16 protein-coding genes are annotated in these 15648 nt (G+C 71.3%); 10 read left to right on the forward strand and 6 right to left on the reverse strand.

Going from position 1 to position 15648, the window contains the following annotated elements:
* Positions 1-3: 3 nt before the first annotated feature.
* Positions 4-678 (reverse strand): fasciclin domain-containing protein, encoded by a 675-nt coding sequence (locus tag K3888_RS04960; RefSeq protein WP_230929140.1) that lies wholly within the window; start codon positions 676-678, stop codon positions 4-6.
* A 163-nt stretch (positions 679-841) separates the two neighbouring features.
* On the opposite strand from K3888_RS04960, the gene K3888_RS04965 reads away from it, so the two are divergent.
* The 3 genes from K3888_RS04965 (at position 842) to K3888_RS04975 (ending at position 4001) form a co-directional block, all read left to right on the forward strand.
* The gene (locus tag K3888_RS04965; RefSeq protein ID WP_230929141.1) at positions 842-2461 is read left to right on the forward strand and encodes a molybdopterin-dependent oxidoreductase; all 1620 of its coding nucleotides are present in this window, start codon (positions 842-844) and stop codon (positions 2459-2461) included.
* Positions 2462-2529: 68 nt separating this feature from the next.
* Complete coding sequence (gene sigK, locus K3888_RS04970; protein ID WP_295650401.1) at positions 2530-3123, forward strand: ECF RNA polymerase sigma factor SigK; 594 nt, start codon at positions 2530-2532, stop codon at positions 3121-3123.
* Positions 3120-4001 (forward strand): anti-sigma factor, encoded by an 882-nt coding sequence (locus K3888_RS04975; RefSeq protein ID WP_230929142.1) that lies wholly within the window; start codon positions 3120-3122, stop codon positions 3999-4001. The genes sigK and K3888_RS04975 overlap by 4 nt, the downstream gene beginning before the upstream one ends.
* A gap of 169 nt (positions 4002-4170) precedes the next feature.
* Here the strand turns inward: K3888_RS04975 and K3888_RS04980 are convergent, their stop codons facing one another.
* On the reverse strand, positions 4171-5481 hold the full coding sequence (locus tag K3888_RS04980; RefSeq protein ID WP_230929143.1) for a class I SAM-dependent methyltransferase: 1311 nt from the start codon (positions 5479-5481) through the stop codon (positions 4171-4173).
* Complete coding sequence (locus K3888_RS04985; RefSeq protein WP_230929144.1) at positions 5478-6995, reverse strand: FAD-binding oxidoreductase; 1518 nt, start codon at positions 6993-6995, stop codon at positions 5478-5480. Before K3888_RS04985 ends, K3888_RS04980 begins: the two co-directional genes overlap by 4 nt.
* Before the next feature lie 257 nt (positions 6996-7252).
* Between K3888_RS04985 and K3888_RS04990 the strand changes: the two genes are divergently transcribed.
* Complete coding sequence (locus tag K3888_RS04990) at positions 7253-7768, forward strand: DUF732 domain-containing protein (protein WP_230929145.1); 516 nt, start codon at positions 7253-7255, stop codon at positions 7766-7768.
* On the opposite strand, the gene K3888_RS04995 is transcribed toward K3888_RS04990, so the two are convergent.
* Positions 7765-8925 carry a patatin-like phospholipase family protein gene (locus K3888_RS04995; RefSeq protein WP_230929146.1) on the reverse strand — a complete coding sequence of 387 codons (1161 nt, stop codon included), beginning with the start codon at positions 8923-8925 and terminating at the stop codon, positions 7765-7767. The two genes, K3888_RS04990 and K3888_RS04995, sit on opposite strands and share 4 nt — an antisense overlap.
* A gap of 186 nt (positions 8926-9111) precedes the next feature.
* On the opposite strand from K3888_RS04995, the gene K3888_RS05000 reads away from it, so the two are divergent.
* Both K3888_RS05000 and aroD read left to right on the forward strand, forming a co-directional pair.
* Complete coding sequence (locus K3888_RS05000; protein WP_230929147.1) at positions 9112-9585, forward strand: DUF4262 domain-containing protein; 474 nt, start codon at positions 9112-9114, stop codon at positions 9583-9585.
* Positions 9586-9628: 43 nt separating this feature from the next.
* Positions 9629-10390 (forward strand): type I 3-dehydroquinate dehydratase, encoded by a 762-nt coding sequence (gene aroD / locus K3888_RS05005; protein WP_230929148.1) that lies wholly within the window; start codon positions 9629-9631, stop codon positions 10388-10390.
* On the opposite strand, the gene K3888_RS05010 is transcribed toward aroD, so the two are convergent.
* Positions 10391-10831, reverse strand: a complete 441-nt coding sequence (locus tag K3888_RS05010) for an SRPBCC family protein (protein WP_230929149.1) — start codon at positions 10829-10831, stop codon at positions 10391-10393.
* 49 nt (positions 10832-10880) lie between these two features.
* On the opposite strand from K3888_RS05010, the gene K3888_RS05015 reads away from it, so the two are divergent.
* The 3 genes from K3888_RS05015 (at position 10881) to K3888_RS05025 (ending at position 13073) form a co-directional block, all read left to right on the forward strand.
* Positions 10881-11444, forward strand: a complete 564-nt coding sequence (locus tag K3888_RS05015; RefSeq protein ID WP_230929150.1) for a DUF1697 domain-containing protein — start codon at positions 10881-10883, stop codon at positions 11442-11444.
* Between the two features lie 262 nt (positions 11445-11706).
* On the forward strand, positions 11707-12249 hold the full coding sequence (locus K3888_RS05020; RefSeq protein ID WP_230929151.1) for a DUF2599 domain-containing protein: 543 nt from the start codon (positions 11707-11709) through the stop codon (positions 12247-12249).
* On the forward strand, positions 12246-13073 hold the full coding sequence (locus K3888_RS05025; protein WP_230929152.1) for an alpha/beta fold hydrolase: 828 nt from the start codon (positions 12246-12248) through the stop codon (positions 13071-13073). The genes K3888_RS05020 and K3888_RS05025 overlap by 4 nt, the downstream gene beginning before the upstream one ends.
* Here K3888_RS05025 and K3888_RS05030 read toward each other — a convergent pair.
* Positions 13039-13791, reverse strand: coding sequence for a PAS domain S-box protein (locus tag K3888_RS05030; RefSeq protein WP_230929153.1), 753 nt, complete (start codon positions 13789-13791; stop codon positions 13039-13041). The genes K3888_RS05025 and K3888_RS05030 overlap by 35 nt on opposite strands.
* Before the next feature lie 173 nt (positions 13792-13964).
* On the opposite strand from K3888_RS05030, the gene K3888_RS05035 reads away from it, so the two are divergent.
* Positions 13965-15623, forward strand: a complete 1659-nt coding sequence (locus tag K3888_RS05035) for an AMP-dependent synthetase/ligase (RefSeq protein WP_230929154.1) — start codon at positions 13965-13967, stop codon at positions 15621-15623.
* The last annotated feature ends 25 nt before the right edge of the window (positions 15624-15648 follow it).

Genomic DNA, 15648 nt, shown 5'->3' on the forward strand with positions numbered 1-15648 from the left:
AGGTCACATCTCGGGGACCATCACCTCGTCGATGAGGTAGACGGTCGCGTTGGCGGTCTCGACGCCGCCACAGATGACGTTCGCGCCGTTGACCATGAGCTCGTCGCCCGAGCCCGTGACGTCCACGTCGGCGCCGTTGAGGGTGGTCTGCATGCCGACGACCTCATCGGGGGTCATCTCGCCCTCGACCACGTGGTAGGTGAGGATGTCGGTGAGCATCTCCGGGTTGGTCTTCAGCTGCTCCATGGTCGCGTCGTCAATCTGCGCGAACGCGTCATCGACGGGCGCGAAGACCGTGTACTCGCCACTGTTGAGGGTGTCGACCAGGTCGACCTCCGGGTTCACGCCGCCCGAGACGGCCTGCACCAGCATGGTGAGCATCGGGTTGTTCGAGGCCGCGGTGGCGACCGGCTCCATGGCCATGCCCTCGACCGAGCCGGGCCCGTCCGGGTTGGCCTCGGCGTAATCGGCGCAGCCGGGACCCACGAGCGACGCGGGCTCGGCCTCCATGGCGGAGGTCTCGGAGGAAGAGGACATCGCGGACGAGGTGGTCATGGCCGAGGTGGTGCCCTCGGCGTCGCTCGAGCCGTCGTCGGTGGAGCAGCCGGCCAGGACGAGCCCGCCCACAGCAGCGGCGGCGGCGACGGAAGCGATGCGCCGGGAGATCGTGGTGCCCATGGTGATGGTCCTTTCGGTCGAGCCCTGATCGCCAGTAGGTGATCTGTGGTGGGCTCCGTGTGCTGGGTCACCGGTGGTTCGGCACTGCAGACGTAGCGGATGGGTGCGGCGCAGAACTTTTTTCTGAACCGGTCCGTCGGCGGTTCCGCTCCGAACTCCTCACATGAACACAGCAGAGGCTCACACAACGGGGCCCGGGCAGGGCCCCCGCCGGGGTCGCCGGCCCTTAGCAGCGGCGCGCGCCCTGTCGGGCGTCCTCGCGGTGGGGGTCGCGCTGTCGCTCGGACACGCGATCGCCGCGGCCTTCGACACGGCGGCCTCACCCTTCCTCGCGGTGGCCGACTCCGTGGTGGACCGCGCGCCCGCCCCGGTACGCGAGATGACCATCGACACACTCGGCACCGCCGACAAACCCGCCCTCCTGATCGGGCTGTCCGTCATCCTCGTGCTCATCGGCATCGTGGCGGGTCTGCTCGAGCGGCCCCGGCGACCGATCGGCTCGGCCGTGATCGCCGTCCTCGGCGTGGTCGGGGCGCTCGCGGCAGCCCTGCGCCCCAACGGCAGCCCGCTCTGGGCCCTGCCGACCCTGCTCGGCGCGATCGTCGGTGTGGTGGCCCTGCGCCTGCTGGTGGGGGCACTGTATCGGGGCCGCGAATCAACTGGATCAGCGCCGCCGGCCGAGTCCGCGGCATCGGCCACGACCGGCCCCGACCGGCGCCGCTTCCTGATCCTGGCCGGCTCCGCCGTCGCCGTCATCGCCGCGGCGGGCGCCACCGGTGTCGCGCTGGGCCGGCGGGCCGCCGACGTCGTGGCCGAACGCACCGGCTTGCGCCTGCCACGCGTGCTGCCGCGGCAGAAGGCCCCCGCCGTCCCGGCCGGCATCGTGCCCGACGCCCCCGGGGTCACCCCGTTCCTTACCGGAAACGACGAGTTCTACCGCATCGACACCGCCCTGCGCGTCCCCGCGATCACGGCCCGCGACTGGCGGCTGCGTATCCACGGGATGGTCGAGCGCGAGATCGAACTTGACTGGGACGGCCTGACCGCCCGCGAGGCACAGGAGCGGATCGTCACCCTGACCTGCGTGTCGAACGAGGTCGGCGGTGGCCTGGTGGGCACCGCCGCCTGGACCGGCTTCCCCATAGCCGACCTGCTCGCCGAGGCCGGCCCCCTGCCCGGCGCGGACATGCTGCTGTCCACCTCCGTCGACGGCTGGACCGCCGGCACCCCGCTCGAGGCGCTCACCGACGGCCGCGACGCCCTGCTGGCAGTCGGCATGAATGGCCAGCCCCTGCCGCTGGAACACGGCTACCCCGTCCGCCAGATCGTCCCGGGCCTGTACGGCTACGTCTCCGCCACCAAGTGGGTGATCGACTGGGAGGTCACGCGGTTCGACCAGGCGAGCGCCTACTGGACCGATCGCGGCTGGGGCGAACGCGGCCCGATACGGACCGCCAGCCGGATCGACCGACCGGCCCCGCTGGCGGAGCTCGAGGCCGGCCTCGTCGTCGTCGCCGGAACGGCATGGGCCCAACGCCGCGGTATCGACCGGGTCGAGGTGCGGGTCGACGACGGACCCTGGACCGATGCCCGCCTGTCGCCGGCCTACTCGCTCGACACCTGGCGCATGTGGTCGTTCGACTGGGACGCCGAACCCGGCCTGCACACGCTGCACGTCCGGGCCACCGACGGCCGCGGCGAGGTCCAGACCGAGCAGCGCCGCCCCACCGTCCCCGACGGCGCCACCGGCTGGCACAACCGCACCTTCCGGGTGACGGCGTGATGGCCGTCCTCGACACGCCGCGGGCCGCGCCGGTACAGCGCGCCGCCCCCCGCACTAGACTGACGCTCGTGCCCGAGCCCACCGCCCCGTCGATGGCCGACCCGGGGCGCCTGCTGGAGCTCGCCGCCGGCGGCGATCTCGACGCGTTCGCCCGCTTCTACGACCTCCTCGCGCCCCGCGCGTACGGCCTCGCGCTGCGCGTCCTGCGCGATCCGGGTTACGCCGAAGAGACCGTGCAGGAGGTGTTTCTCCAGGTGTGGAAGCAGGCCGTCGACTACCGGCCGTCGCTCGGCTCGGTGCAGTCGTGGGTGCTGACCATCACCCATCGCCGCGCGGTGGATCGCGTGCGGGCGGAGAGCTCCGCGACGCGCCGCGACGAGGTCGACGCCGCCGCCGCGGCCGCGTCCGGGTCCCCTGCCTCCGACGACGTCGCCGAGCAGGTCACCGAGCGGATCGGCCGTGACGAGGACGCCGCGCGCGTGCGCGGATGCCTGGAGACCCTGACCGACACCCAGCGCGAGTCCATCGAGATGGCCTACTTCACCGGGTTGACCTACCGCGAGGTCGCCGACCGGCTCGGCGCGGCCCTGCCCACGGTCAAGTCCCGCATCCGCGACGGGCTGCGGCGGCTGAAGGGCTGTCTGGGAGGTGCGTTGGCGTGAGAAGCCATCACGATCATCCCGAGACCGCGGGCGGCATCAACCCCGCCGATCTCGACCTGTACGCCCTGGACGCCCTGCCCCCGCGCGAGGCCGAGGCCGTCGAGGAGGCGCTGGTCAGCGCGCCGGAGGAGCAGCGCGCGTCGATGTTCGCGCACATCGCGTCCACGCAGGAGGTCGCCGCGGACATGGTCGCCGTCGCCGGCCTCGACACGGCTCCCCCGCCCGCGCTGCGGGCCCGCGTCCTCGACGAGGTGGCCGCCCGGGCGCGGCGGGACCGCGTTGGTGGACCTCGAGACGATGACGACGACGCCACCGGCGACCCCGTTTCCGGCGACCGGTCGGGGGGCGGCGGCTCGGTGACCGATCTGAGTGCGATGCGGGCGCGTCGCCGTCCCCGGATGTGGACCGTCATCGGCGCGGCGGCGGCCGCGATCCTGCTGGTCGCGGCCGGTGTGGGCATCGGGCGGGTCATCGACGGCTCCGCCCCCGAGGACAACCTGCCCGTGGCGGCCCCGCCGTCCGGGGCCATGCCGGAAGACGTGACGATGCTGCTGGCCTCAGACGACCTGGAGATCACCCGCGGCCAGGTCGGCGGCGCCGGGTTGGCCACCGTGTTGGCGTCGCGGTCGGCGGACATGGCCGTCGTCTCGATGACCGGTCTGCCCGATCCCGCCGAGGGTCGCGCCTACCAACTGTGGCTCATGGGCGACCACGATCCCATCCCCGCCGGGACCATGGAGTCGGGCGAGGTGGGCCCGTCGCCCGCCGCGCAGATCGAGGGCATCCGCGGCTCCGAGCAGATCGGTCTCACCGAGGAGCCCGCCGGCGGCTCACCGGCCCCGACGGGCGAGGTCCTGCTCGCGCTCAACCTCGACTGAGTGCGGGCTGGGCCCGCTCCGCCTTGGCTCGCCGGCTGCACGCGGACCTGGGGCGGGCATCGCGAGCCCCCGGAGCCCGGCCCATCGGCAGAAAATACTCTGACCAGCGGTGCCCTACTCTATGCGTGCAGGTCACTCCAGGTCAGCGGTGTGCGCGGGACGCGTCAGATTAGGGCTGCCACCACGGGCGGAGGGGGCGATCCCAGGTCTGCTCGTCGGTCAGACGCACGGCGAGGATCTGGTGGAGCTGGATCTTGTTGTGCTCGAAGCCGTACTGACAGGCACCCATGTACAGGCCCCACAGCTTGGCCATGGGCTCGCCGACCTCCTCGACCGCGGAGTCCCAGTGCTCGACGAGGTTGGCGCACCAATCACGCAGGGTCATGGCGTAATGCGGGCGCAGGTTCTCTTCGTGGAGCACCTCGAAGCCGGCGTTCTCTGCCTCCACGTGCACCGTTCCGGCGCCGGCCAGCTCACCGTCCGGGAAGATGTAGCGGTCGATGAACTGCCCGGCCTTGACCTTGCCCGCGTTGTCGGGCCGCGTGATGCAGTGGTTGAGCAGGATCCCGCCCGGCTTGAGGTAGCCATAGAGCTTGCTGAAGTAGTCGTGGTAATTCTTGCGGCCGATGTGCTCGGTGATGCCGATCGAGCTCACCGCGTCGAAGTCCCGCTCGGGCACGTCGCGGTAGTCCTGCAGCCGGACCTCGGCCAGATCGCCGAGCCCCTCGGCCTCGATCGCGGCCCGGCCCCACTCGACCTGCTCCTTGGACAGGGTCACGCCGATCACGCGGACGCCCCGGCGCGCGGCGTAGCGGACCATGCCGCCCCAGCCGCAGCCCACGTCGAGGAGCCGGTCGCCGGCGGAGAGACCGAGCTTGTCGAACACCAGGCGGTACTTGTTCTCCTGAGCCGTCTCCAGTGACGCGTCGACCTCGGGATAGCAGGCGCACGTGTACGTCATGGACGGGCCGAGGATCCACTCGTAGAAGCGGTTCGACACGTCGTAGTGGTAGCTCACCACCTCCGAGTCGCGCTCCTTGGAGTGCCGCCTTAGCCCGCTGACCACGCGCTTCCACGCCGGCGGCACCTCCTGCGCCGGGATCGGCGGCACGGTGAGGTTCTCGCGGCCGATCGAGCGGGCGATCCGCAGCAGCGTCCGCGCGTCGGGCGTGCGGGTCATGGTCTTGCGGAACACCTCGAGCGAGCCGAAGACGTCGCGCGGGGCGCCGGGGTGCACACCCTCCACCTCGAGCTCGCCCATCAGGTAGGCCCGGGCCAGCCCGAGGTCGCCGGGGGCGGTGACGAAGTACTGCAGCGCCTTCTCGCTCTTCAGGCGGAGCACCAGGTCGCTGTCGGCCGGCCCGATCGCCGAGCCGTCGTAGGCCTCTATCCGCAGCGGCGGCTCACCGGTCGCGAAAGCGCCGATGATCTCGCCGATCGTCATTGTGCCCGAGGGCGTGCTGCTGCGGGTCGTGGTCATCGTGCTCCTACCGCCTTGTCGTAGAGGGTCGCGAACCGACCGTTCGGGTCGAACTCAGCCTTGAGGCGCGTCGCCTGCTCGCCGCCGTACAGCTCGGCGAACTCCTCGCGCGAATAGAAGACCTCCGAGTACAGCGACTTGTGGCCGCCGAGCCGGGAGACCTCCTCCTCGATCCGCCGGTTCCACGCACCCTCGGCCATCCCCGGCTCTATAGGTGCAGAGGACCAGAAGCCGATGTTGACGTAGGTGGTGCCCGGGTCGAGCGGGTACAACGGCCACGGCCGGTCCGACCCCGGCGCCGGGGTGGACTCGCGCAGTCGCAGCGGGCAGATCCACAGCGGCTCGATGGGCACCTCGCGCAGGAACCACTCGAGGAACTCGGTGGCGTGATCGATGGTCACCTCGACGTCCTGAACGACCCGCTCGCGCGGCCCCTCGCCCTTGAGCGCGCCGATCTTGTTGCCCAGGTCGTAGCGGTGATCGAGGCCGATGATCTTCCAGTAAGCGGACGAGCGCAGCAGCTGCTGCGGCCAGAACTTCCGGATCCGCGGGTTCTGCACGCCGAACGCCCGCGAGCACCAGAACCAGTCGGTGTCCCAGCGCCACAGGTAGTCACGGATGGTCAGCCGGTCGCGCTTGACCGTCCCCTCGGGCCCGTCGTGCTGGACCGACCGGTAGAAGATCGCCTGCTTGTCGGTCGCGCCGGAGTAATCGGAGGTCGAGCCGGGCTCGTCGCTGTGCCGCCCGAGGCAGAGGTAGGCCTCGTCGGTGGAGAAGACGATGCCGTCGAGGAAGTCGACGCGGGAGGTTTCGGAGCCCGGGCCGGAGCCTGCGCTACCGGTGTCGGATGAGCCGGCGGCTGTTGCGTCGTCGTCGTACCTTCCCTCCACGCTGATCCGCTCCAGCGCCGCGGTGAGCGCGGCGATCGAGTTGAACCGCACGTGGCGCAGCTCGACATAGCGCCTGACCGGCTCCAGGGCGATGCGCAGCCGCACCGCGTAGCCCAGCGAGCCGTACGAGTTGGGGAAGCCGCGGAAGAGGGTGCGTTCGCGCTCGGTGCCGTCGGGGCGCGCGGTGACGATCTCGCCCGTGCCGGTCAGCACGTCCATCTCCAGCACCGACTCGTGCGGCAGCCCCAGGCGGAAGGAGGAGGACTCGATGCCCAACCCCGTTACCGCGCCGCCGAGCGTGATGGTCTTGAGCTGCGGCACCACGTACGGCATGAGGCCGTGGGCGAGCGTGGCGTCGACCAGGTCCTCGTAGGTGCACATGCCCTGGACGTCGGCGGTGCGGGCGTCCGGATCGACCGAGATGACGCGCGTGAGACCGGTCGTATCAAGACCGGGCGACGACGACGAGGCCCGCGGCCGGAAGAGGTTGGACGTCTTCTTCGCCAGTCGCACCGGGGATCCCTCGGGCACCGCCCGGAAGCTGTCGACGAGTCGCTGCACACCTTCCGCGTGGCGGGCGGCACCCACCTCGAGAGGGTCAACGACAGTCACGGCAGATCCCATGAGATCCACCTTAGTGCGGCCCGGCGACGGTCGTGATCGATCCGCACGGCCGCGTCCCCTGGCCCGCCCCCGGAACACTCCCGGACGTCCGCGTGATAGACCGCCCCCGGCTGATCTCACGCGCATCACGATTGTGGCACCAACGTCCTCTTCCTCCCTCGTTCCGGTCAGACCGGGCGAGAAGGTCCCGTACCGTCTGCGGCAACACAGGCCCCGGCAGGGCCGTCTCTGCAGCACGACGAGGTCAAGGAGTTCCCATGTCACCCCACGCACCCCGCACCCGACGCCGCGCGATGGTGGCGGCCTCCGGGCTGGCCGCCCTGGCGCTGACCCTGAGCGCCTGCAGCGGCGACGACAACGCCGACGACACGGTCGCCGAGGCCACGAGCGCGGTCGCGTCCGCCGCCACCGAGGCCACCAGCGCCGTAGGCTCCGCCGCCGCCGAGGCCACGAGCGCCGTGGGTGAGGCCGGGGACGGCGACGATCACGAGGGGAATGACCACGGCGATCACGACGGCGACGACCATCCCGATAAGGACCGCGAGTACCTGGACGCACTCCGCGACAACGGGGTCACCGTCCACGACGACGTCGACTTCCTCATCCGCGGCCACGACGCGTGCCGCGATCTCGAAGTCGGCGACAGCGCGGACGTGGTGATCGCCAAGTACTACGAGGCACATCCCGAGGCACCGGAGAACGAGGGCGCGACCGTCCTGGAGGCGGCCGTGAACGCCTTCTGCCCGGACTACGCGCCGGCGCTGAACAACTAGAACCCTGCCCGGTCGAGCGCCTCCGCGGTGAGGCGTCGGCCGAGCGCGATCATCTCGTCGGCCCGGTGGAAGTCGAACGCCGTGCACGAGTCGGACGGCACCTCGACCAACACGTCCGGCCGGTTCGCCGCCATCCGGTAGGCGGTGATGATGCTCTCCATCACCTCGATGGAGTGGATCACCACGTCGAAGATCCGCAGCGTCCCGGGCAGGGAGGCGTCACCGGGGTCCTCTGACTCGACCTCTGCCTCGCCGCGGGCCACCGACTCCTCGACCTCGTGCGAGGGCTCTGCATCCGTAGTGGCGCTGGCCGTGACGGCATCCGAGGCGGACGCCGCCGCCTCGGTCAGCGTGCCCGGTTCATCCCGGCCGTCCGGGCCCGCGGTGGTGTCGTCGCGGAGATCTCCGCCCTCGGCGGCGCCCTGGCCCCAGCGGGCGGCGATCGAGCGCACCAGGTCGGCGTCGCGGACGTCGGCGGCCGCGGTCCGGATCCGGCCGGTCAGCGTGCCGGCGGACCGGGCCGCCCCCGGGCCCTTGCGGGTGTGGCCGGTATCGGCTTCGGCGCCGTCGTCGGGACCCGGGTTCTTGAAGACCGACGTCACGCGCATGCCTGTGCGCCGGCCGGTCAGGGACACCGCCAGCAACATGTCGCTCTCGACCGGGGCGAGCGGCTCGAGCGGCACCGGGTTTGTCACGCCTCCGTCGATGACCAGCCTCCCGCCGACCAGTGCCGGGGTGATGACGCTGGGGATCGCGAACGAGGCCCGCACCGCGACGTCCGCCGGGCCTTGCGTGAACCAGATCTCGCGGCGCGCCTTGAGGTCCGTGGCCACCGCCGTGAACGGCAGGCGCATGCCCTCGATGCGGATGCCGTCGAGCATCGACCCGATCACCGCCATGATCTTGTTGGCGCGGATCGCGCCGCCGCCGGCGAAGGACGGGTCCAGCAGTCTTAGGACGTCGCGCTGGGACAGCCCGCGCACCCACTCCTCGAAGTCGTCCAGCTTGCCGGCCGCGTACAACGAACCCACCACGGCGCCCATCGACGCGCCCGATACGCCCACCACCTCGTGGCCGCGGGCCTCGAGCTCGCGGATCACCCCGATGTGCGCATAGCCGCGTGCCCCGCCGGACCCCAGTGCCAACGCGATCCTCATTCCGCGCCACCCCTTCCGCGTTCGCCGAACGTCTCCCAGTGTGCACCGTGAACTCCCTGGTCGGGCGTGCCGACCGGGCGTCCGTGTCGTACCCGACACCTATCGTCCGCGCTGTATCGACCGTCAGTTCGATACCGGGCCCCGCGGTCCGCACCGATTGACAGATCACCACATCGAGGAGCATCCATGTCCCACACCCTGTTCGCGCCGGTCGATCCCGCGATGCTGAAGATCGCGGCCACGATCGAGCGCTGCGGAATCAACATCATCCATGTCGGCGAGGGCTGTGACTGCCGGGACTGTCACGCGGCCCCCATCCCTCCGGAGCAGGAGTTCGGGTACACGATCGGCCTCACCGAGCTGGGCCATCCGGAACTGCTGGTGCGCGGACTCGGCGGCCGGGAGTCGGCCGCGCTACTGAACAGGTGGGGGGACGTGGTCCTGGGCGGCGAGACACTCGATGCCGGACACCTGCTGTGCGAGGGACCTGGCGGACACACCTGGGAACTCGTGCCGGTCCACCGGCCCGATCGCACGCTGCGCTGGGCGGGCCTCTACTACGGAGCCGCCGGCTCCGGGCCGCCCCCACTGCCCGGTGAGGTGACCGCACTGGAGCTGATCCCGGCCCGCCGGCCCTGCCCCTGCGGGGCCTGCGACTGATGCCCGGGCGGGCCGGCCGCCGACCCCGTCGTAGGGTTGAGCCATGCCCCGCCATCAGCTGCGCCTGGACGCGAGTTCGCCGACGATCATCGTGCCGATCACCGCGCGGGACCTCACCGAGCTCGACCAGAGCGCGGCGGCCTCGGCGGCTGCGCCGGCCGGTGCGGCCGCCGAGTGGCGGGTCGACCTCTTCACGCCGTTCACCGACGGCGGCGGGGCCGATCCGGCGCAGGCGGTCGCCGCGCTCGAACGGCTGGCGGGGCTCCTGCCGGACACTCCGATCCTCGCGACGTTCCGCACCACCGCCGAGGGCGGGTCGGCCGAGATCGCCGCCGACTCCTACGTCGCGCTGATCGATGCCCTGGCCGCCACCGGCCTGGTCGCGGCTGTGGACGTGGAGTACCGGCACCCCGAGGCGGGTCGGGCGATCGCCGCGGCGCACCGGCACGGCGTTCCGGTCGTGGCTTCCAACCACGACTTCGACGCCACGCCCCCCACCGAGGAGATCGTGGCCCGACTCGAGGCCATGGAGACCGCCGGGGCGGACGTGGCCAAGATCGCGGTCATGCCGCACTCGGCCGCCGACGTGGTGTCGCTCCTCGACGCGACCGAGCGCCGCTACCGTCGGGCGCGGATCCCGCTCATCACCATGTCGATGGGTGCGTTGGGCGCGGTCACCCGTATCGGCGGAGGTGCGTTCGGGTCCGCGGCGACGTTCGCCACCGTCGGCGCGGCATCGGCGCCGGGCCAGCTCCCCGCCGACGGGGTGCGGGGCGCGCTGGACCTCCTGCACCGCGGGCGCTAGCTAGCCGTAGCGGCGCAGAACCTCCGTGCGCAAGCCCTTGGTGGCCGTGTCGGCGATGCTCTTCTGCGCCTTCTTGACCACCATGCCGGGGAGCTTGATCTTCAGGTCCACCTCGAGGTCGAAGATCACCTCGGTGGTGCCGTCGCCGTTGTCGGTGAGCCGGTAGCGCGCGTTCTGCAGCTTCTGTGAGCCGCTCTCGATCAGCGACCAGCTCACCTCGCCGTCGTACCACTCGTACCTGACGACCATCTCGTCGGTGACCCCGTACTGCGAGATCTTCTCCCACACGACGATCGGCCAGCCGTCCGCGTCCTCCTCACGGACCTCCACCGCACGGTGGGCGTCCGACCAGTCGACGAGGGACCTGACGTCCGCCATGACCTCCATGATCTCGGGGATACCGGCCTCGATGGTGATGACGGATTGCACTGAGACTGCCATGCCCAGTAAAGCTACCCTCACGCGCGCACAACAGTGCAAGGATCGGTGCATGGCGGACCAGCACACGGACTCGGGCACATACCGCGCGGTGGCACTGCTGCGCGGGATCAACGTGGGCAAGGGCAACCGGATAGCGATGGCCGACCTCCGGTCCGTGACCGAGAAGGCCGGCTGCACGGCCGTCGCGACCGTCCTGGCCAGCGGAAACGTGGTGGTCACCGACCCCCGGCCCCCGGCCGAGCTGCGGCAGGCACTCGAATCGGCCTACTCCGCGGCCTTCGGCTACGACGCGGTGGTTCAGGTCCTCACGCGCGACGCCGTCGCGGCGGCGGTCGACGCGTACCCGTTCGAGACGCTCGACGAGCACCACGATTACCTGGTGTTCTCCGACTCCGAGGAGGTCACCGCACGAGTCCTGCGCGACATGACGAACGCGGTCCGGCCCGGCACCACGGAAATCGTGGCGGCCGGGCCGGGCTGCGTGTACTGGCGGGTGTCCCGTGGCGATTCGTTGAAGTCCACGGCGGCGAAGGTCACTGCGGCCAGGGAGCACGCGCGTCATCTCACCACCCGGAACCTCAAGACCCTGCACAAGATTCTCGCGCTGGGCTAGAGGCGGATCGGTCAGTGACTGATCAGGGCGCCTCTACGGACGCGCCGAGGGTGTCGACCAGGGCCGCCAGGGGGCCGAAGATGGCGGGGAAGATTCCGTCCCACATTGCCTGCAGCTGGGTGAGGTCGAACTGGGGCATCGGTCACTCTCCTTCTATTCATGAACGGCGCGCGGCTGTTCCGCAGGCACCGCATTCCTATTGTCACAGGATCCAGGCACGCGTGCTCGTTTGCAACCCCGGCGCCGTGGCAGACTGCCTCCGATGCCCCACCACGACGCCCGCCGATCCCTCGCCGCCGCATTCGTGGTGGTCACCCTGACCACGGTCGGGTGCTCGACCGGCGCATCCGGGAAGGAGGAAACGGCTGTGGGGTCGGACGCCCCGGCTACGTCGAGCTCCTCGCCCTCGCCATCGACCGGGCCGCCGTCGACCGGGCTGACGGCGTCGTCGTCGACCCCGTCGCCACGTCCTTCGTCGCCCGCACCGGCCCCCGCCACTCCGCCGTTCGTCGCGTCGGCGACCTGGGGCGACTCCGACTTCGGGGTCACCCTTCGCGTGGCACCGACACCCTCGGCGCTCCGGGCGACCGGCCCCGCCGACGCGGCCACGGCCTGGGCCGAGGTGCTGCGCCTGGCCCCCGACGCGGACACCCCCGGCATGCGCGAGCAGTTCGACTGCCACTGGACCTGGGCGCGGCTGCTCGAGCCGGACAAGCCCACGTGGAACCTCGAACCGTGGCGGCCCGAGGTGACGGCTGACGTGATGCTGCTGGAGGGCTGCAATCCGGGAGGGCCGGAGGTATGACGACGACGAGGTCCGCGCACACCGGCGCCGACGGGGACGGGGCGGGCCTGGCCCGCGATCTCCGGGGCGTCGGGACCCCGGTGGTGCAGCTGCACGGACTGTCCTCGAGTCGGCGCCGCGATGAACTGTGGGGCCTGGACCTCACGGCGGGCCGGGAGGGACTGCGCGTCCTGCGTTATGACGCGCGCGGCCATGGCCGGTCGCCCGGATCGCCCGATCCGGCCGCGTACACGTGGCCCGCGCTCGCCGGGGACCTGCTGGGACTGCTCGACGAGGTCTTCCCCGGCCGCGCGGTGCACGGGGTGGGCACGTCGATGGGGACGGCGACCCTGCTCACGGCTGCCGTGGCCGAGCCGGCGCGGTTCGCCTCCCTCACGCTGGGGATCCCGCCGACCGCGTGGGAACGGCGCGCGGAGCAGTCGAAGCTCTACGAGCTGGGCGCGCGGCAGGTGGCGCGGTGGGGCGTGGCCCGGTGGGCGGAGCTGACCCACCGGCCGCCCACCTCGCCGGCGATCGACCCGGACCGCCCGTTCCTGCCGCCGGATGTGGCGGACGAGTGGCTGCCGGCGGCGTTCCGGGGCGCGGCGGCCTCCGATCTTCCGTCGCGGGACGAGGTGTCGCGGCTGACGATGCCGGTTCTGCTGCTGGCCTGGCCGGACGACGCCTCGCATCCGCTGGAGGTGGCCGCGGAGCTGGCGGGGCTGCTGCCCGATGCACGCCTCGAGGTCGCCCGCTCCCCGGCGGAGGTCGAGGCGTGGCCGCGGGCGGTGTCGGACTTCATCGAGGGCCTCACTGACGAGACCGGAGCAGCCCCGCCCCGGTAGCGCGGGTGGCCACCGCGGCGCGACTACGGGCGCCGAGCCTGGTGATAATGCGGCTGACGCGGTCCTTGACCGTGTGCACGCTCAAGTGGACCCGGTCGGAGATCTCCTGGTTGGAGTAGCCGTCGGCGATCAGGGCGATGATCTCGAGATCGTCCTGCAGCCCCATCACGCGCGCCGTCTCGAGCTGGAGCGAGCTCTCCACGGCGTCGAGCGCCTGTTCCGTCCGCCCCGGGTCACCGCCGGCGCGGCCGACCATGAGGTTGAGGCGTCGGTAGACCTCGAGCGCGGCGCGCTGCTGCTCCTCGAGGAGTTCCAGGCGCCTGGTCTTGGTGGCCAGGTTCGCCTGGAGTCGGCGCAGCTCGGTCATGTCCCGGCCGACGCCCTGCCGGCCGACCAGCCGGCCGTCGCGGTAGATGTTCCCGGCGTGGATCTCCAGGTCGCGGAGCTGGCCGTCCGGCTGCAGGATCCGGGTCTCGAAGTAGCGTCCCGGGTCGGCGCTGGCCATCCCCAGTCGGAAGTGCTCGACGGTCTCCGCGAGGGCGTCGGGGTCGATGACCTTGGAGAAGTGCTCGCCGATCAGATCCGCGACGTCCCAGCCGAAGATCCGCTCGCCGGCGGGGTTGATGTAGGTGAACCTGCCGTCGGTGTCGACGGCGTAGACGATATCCGCCAGGCGGGCCAGGAGGTCCCGATAGTCGAGGGACGGATCGTCGTGCATCAGCCCAGGCTACGGCAGCGTGCGTGTCCGACCCGGCCTGCCGGGGCCGGCACCCGTTCGGGTGCTCTTCCACGACCTCCGGGGGTGTCGCCGCGCCCGCGAACTGGCCGAGAATGTGAGGCAGACGACACTGCGACGACCCCGACGACCCCGACGACCCCCAGGAAACCACCGTGACCTCCACCGCCACCCCGTCCGTCTCCGCTATCGCCACCCGCCTGGCGGAGTCGGGCACCCTCGCCGACCTGTTCCTCGCCACGGCCGCCGCCCACCCGGACGCGTTCGCGCTCCGCTCCCACGAGACGGGAGCCGAGGTCACGTACGCACAGGCCCGGGCGCGGGTGGGGGCGATCGCCGGCACGCTCCGCGAGCTGGGTGTGGCCCCGGGCGAACCGGTCGCGCTGATGCTGCGCAACCGGCCGGAGTTCCACCTCGTGGACACCGCCGTGATGATGCTCGGCGCCGTGCCGTTCAGTCTCTACAACACGTCGGCGCCGGATCAGCTCGCCTACGTTCTGGCGGACGCCGGTGTGAAGACCATAGTGACCGAGTCGGCGTTCGTCGAGGTCCTCGAGGCTGCGCGGGGCAATGCCCTGACAGTGGAGCGGCTCGTCCTGGTGGACGAGAACGCGGACGACCACGACGACCTGCTGGGCGAGTTGGCCGCCGAAGAGACCGGTTTCGACTTCTCCTGCGCCGAGGCGATCCGCCCCGACGACCTGCTGACGCTCATCTACACCTCCGGCACCACGGGACCTCAGAAGGGCGTCGAGCTGACCCACGAGGGCATGCTCACGCAGCTTCGCGGGGTCCATGCCGCGGTCCCGCTGCCGGGACACGGGCGTCAGATCTCGTTCCTGCCCGCGGCCCACGTGGCCGATCGCTGGACCTCGCACTACTCCGGCTTCATGGCCTACGCCAACACGGTGACGTGCGTGGCCGACATGGCGGAGCTGCCGGCCGCGCTCGCGGCCACACGCCCGACCCTGTTCGGCGCCGTCCCGCGGGTGTGGGAGAAACTCAAGGCCGCGCTCGAGGCGGGCTACCCGGGTGACGCGGTGGCCGACTCCGTCGCGAACCCGCAGGTAGCCGAGGCGCTGCGGGTCAAGATCGGACTCGACGAGGCCCGCTGGGTCGTGACCGGGGCGGCGCCGACCCCTCGCGGTGTCCTGGAGTTCTTCACAGCTCTGGGTCTCCCACTGTGCGAGATGCTGGGCATGTCCGAGGTCTCGTGCTGCGTGGCCACCAACACCCCGGACGCCATCAAGCTCGGGAGCGTCGGAAAACCTCTCGACACCGTCGAGGTCCGGATCGCCGAGGACGGCGAGGTGGCGGTGCGCGGCCCGCAGGTCATGCGCGGGTACCGCGGTGCGCCGGAGAAGACCGCCGAGGCGATCGACGGCGACGGGTGGCTCCACACGGGCGATATCGGCCGGCTCGACGAGGACGGGTACCTGTGGATCGTCGACCGCAAGAAGGAGCTGATCATCAACGCAACCGGCAAGAATATGTCCCCGGCCAACATCGAGATGGCCGTCCGCTCGGCGGGCAACGCGATCTCCCACGTGGCCGTGATCGGCGATCAGCGCCCCTACAACGTCGCCCTGATCGTGGCGGACCCGCAGCGGGCGGGCGACCCGGGACTCGAGGAGACGATCCGGGCGCAGGTCGATCGCGCCAACGCCACGCTGTCGCGGGTCGAGCAGATCAAGAAGTACACGGTGCTGCGGCAGGACTGGCGCCCCGGTCACGAGCTCACGCCCACGATGAAGCTGCGGCGCCGGGTGGTCGACGATCTCTACGCGGCGGAGATCGAGCAACTCTTCGCCTGAGCGCGGCCTCCGGCCTCCGGTGGCG

It is taken from the genome of Dietzia aurantiaca, assembly GCF_021033825.1.
Classification (GTDB): Bacteria; Actinomycetota; Actinomycetes; order Mycobacteriales; family Mycobacteriaceae; genus Dietzia; species Dietzia aurantiaca.